Here is a 433-nt window from a genome sequence, read left to right on the forward strand (position 1 = left end):
TATGTCGATTGTTATCATGAAATAAGGAGAATTTTAGTTTTGCTTACATTCTCTCAATTGACATCATTCCGGAAAAATCTTTCTTTGAGCCGTTTCCTTTGTGGAATGTTTTGTCTTGTTTTGATACTCATTTATAGTTCAGTCTGGTTTTTTTTTCACGTAAAATAGAAGAGCGTCTTTCCAGTGTCCTTGCAAGGGTATCCACTCGTGAAATGACAGCTATGTGCGAACATATACGCAAGAATGGTTATCCGTTACGGATCGGTGTTGTTTGTGATCAATTTCAGTTTGTTTGGCCGTTGTACGGTTTTTCTTTATCAACTGCGCATTTAACCGTTAGTGCACCAATTTATGTACCTCATTGGGTAGAGGTAGAAGTTCATTCTCCTGCATCAATTGTTTTATTTGGAAAAAATCCCATAATGTCGCGTTG

The 433-nt window shown here is 37.2% G+C and carries 1 protein-coding gene; it reads left to right on the forward strand.

The features are described 5' to 3' along the window. Positions 1-212: 212 nt before the first annotated feature. Positions 213-433: DUF2125 domain-containing protein (locus ACFINZ_RS10560; RefSeq protein ID WP_375701490.1), on the forward strand; the 221-nt coding region annotated here is incomplete at its 3' end.

This window comes from Bartonella sp. AA81SXKL, assembly GCF_042196945.1.
GTDB lineage: Bacteria > Pseudomonadota > Alphaproteobacteria > Rhizobiales > Rhizobiaceae > Bartonella.